Below are 1,656 nucleotides of genomic sequence, written 5' to 3'. Positions count from 1 at the left end.
CGTCAGCGCACGTCGTCACCGCACGTCGGACTCATGCTTCGACGTCGCGCGGCGCGCGCCCAGGGCCGAGGGACGGGTCGCGCACAGGCCGTCGGTCCCGCCGTTGCGGGCCGCTGCGCCCTGCCGGCCCGGGCGCCGAGCGGTCACGGTGGAGCCGACCGGGAGCGCCGCCGGCGGGTCGACCGCACGGATCCGGCTGCCGGGCGGAGGGAAGGGTGCGACATGCTGGTGCGCGAGGTGATGACCCGACCGGTGGTGACCGCCGGGCCGGACACCCCGATCCGGGCCGCGGCGGCCCTGCTGACCGGGCGCGGTTTCACGGCGCTGCCCGTCGTGGACGGTGACGGCGAGCTGGTCGGCATCGTCACCGAGGCCGATCTGCTGCGCGACCGGGTGCGGCACGACGCCCGCTCGATGCCGGCCGAGGAGCTGGCGACGATCCCGCCGTCGCGGGTGGGCGAGGTGATGACGACGCAGGTGCTGACGGTCACGCCCACCACCGACGTCGCCGACGTGGTGGCCCGGATGCGGGCGTTGGGGATCCGGTCGGTGCCGGTGGTCCGGGCCGGTGCGGGGCTGGTCGGCATCGTGAGCCGCCGCGACGTGCTGGCCACCTTCGCCCGGACCGACAGCGCGATCGCCGCCGAGGTGCGCCACCGGCTGGCCGCCTACGCCGGTCCGGGCCGGTGGGGGGTCGCGGTGCAGGGCGGTCAGGTCACGTTGCGCGACGCGCTCGCCGACCCGGCCGAGGAGCACCCGGCCAGCGTCGTCGCGGCGTCCGTGCGCGGGGTGCTGCACGTGCAGGTGCTGCCGGTCGAACCGTGACACGCCCGGCCGGGCCGGAGTGCACGTCCGCGACCGTGGCCAGGCGTTCACCGGCCCGGAAGGCGAGCAGGTCCCGCTGTGTGCAGGGGCTTCCGCCCCGGCGCGCGGCCGCCGTTCGGTCCCGGCGCACGGGGCGCGATCACAGGTGGGCGTCGATCACCCAGCCGTGGTCGCGGCTGGGCCACCAGCTGCCGCGGGGTCCGCCCTCGGCGGGCACGACGACGACCGGGCAGCGGACGGTGCGCAGCAGGTCGTCGACGGGCGAGCCGACCAACCCGGCGAGCAGCGCCCCCCGGCACGATCGGCCGAGCACCAGCAGCCGGGCGCGGGTGGCCAGCGCCAGCAGCAGCTCCGTGGCGGAGTCCTGGGCCACGACGACCTCGACGGGCACGTCCGGGTGCACGATCCGCTGGGCGGACAGCGCCCACTCGACCTCCCGGCGGGCGCGCTCGGACTCCTGGTCCCACTGCGCGATCCGCTCCGGGCGCAGCCAGCCGAGGTCGACCCCCGGTCGGTCCCAGGCGCGCACCGCCACCAGCCGCACCCGCCGCGCGGCCGCCTCGGCGAAGGCCAGCGCGACGGTGTCGTCGGTGGTCCACGGGGCCACCCCGACGACGACCGACCCGCCCGGCGGGACCGGTCGTCGCGGCACCGCGGCGACCGGGCAGTACGCCTCGGCGACGACGCGGTCCAGGTCGGGCAGGTCGGCGGGCACCACGAGGAGCCCGGCGTCGACCGACCGGGTGCGCAGCAGGTCCGCCGTCGCACCCGACCCGGGGCGCGCGGACGCGGCGAGTCCGGGCACCGCGGCCCGCACCGCGGCGAGCGCCC

At 78.2% G+C, this 1,656-nt stretch carries 2 protein-coding genes; one reads left to right on the top strand and one right to left on the bottom strand.

Annotated elements, in window-relative coordinates; all coding sequences use genetic code 11:
• Positions 1–222 precede the first annotated feature (222 nt).
• On the top strand, positions 223–825 hold the full coding sequence (locus tag KIK08_RS38895; RefSeq protein WP_214408311.1) for a CBS domain-containing protein: 603 nt from the start codon (positions 223–225) through the stop codon (positions 823–825).
• Positions 826–964: 139 nt separating this feature from the next.
• On the opposite strand, the gene KIK08_RS38890 is transcribed toward KIK08_RS38895, so the two are convergent.
• Positions 965–1,656 (bottom strand): universal stress protein (locus tag KIK08_RS38890; protein ID WP_214408310.1); only part of this gene is annotated, 692 nt, incomplete at its 5' end.

Origin of the sequence: Pseudonocardia lacus (assembly GCF_018531445.1) — a bacterium.
Taxonomy (GTDB): Bacteria; Actinomycetota; Actinomycetes; order Mycobacteriales; family Pseudonocardiaceae; genus Pseudonocardia; species Pseudonocardia lacus.
The sequence above is the reverse complement of the archived record's forward strand: the minus strand, read 5'-3'. Positions and strand labels throughout refer to the sequence as shown.